Origin of the sequence: Carboxydothermus islandicus, from assembly GCF_001950325.1 — a bacterium.
In the GTDB taxonomy this organism is placed as follows: Bacteria; Bacillota; Z-2901; order Carboxydothermales; family Carboxydothermaceae; genus Carboxydothermus; species Carboxydothermus islandicus.
The window spans coordinates 1-322 of sequence record NZ_BDJL01000097.1 but is presented as its reverse complement, the minus strand read 5'-3'; the positions used below and the strand labels follow the sequence as shown (position 1 = coordinate 322).

General features: G+C 43.8%; 1 protein-coding gene. It reads left to right on the top strand.

Annotated elements, in window-relative coordinates:
* A partial coding sequence (locus ciss_RS09640) for an IS200/IS605 family accessory protein TnpB-related protein (protein ID WP_143298540.1) occupies window positions 1-322 on the top strand: 322 nt, incomplete at both ends.

Below are 322 nucleotides of genomic sequence, written 5' to 3'. Positions count from 1 at the left end.
AGATTACAAGGGCAGAAAGTCCAGAAGGATAAAGCACAGTTTTAGTTATCGAAAGTTAATTAGCAGAATAAAGACCCTTGCCCAGAGGTACGGCATAGCCATAAGAGAAGTAAGTCCGGCCTATACAAGCGTGATAGGGATGCTAAAGTACGCACCGCAGTTTAATTTAACCAAAGATAAAGCGGCAGCCTATGTGATAGCACGAAGGGGATTGGCTTTAAGGGAGAAAATTCCCTTGAAGTATAAAGAGCTTTTGGAAAGCCTGCAAAGCAAGACACGGTCGGTATCTTCATTAACCGACGGAAGGAATGAAGGTACTGCG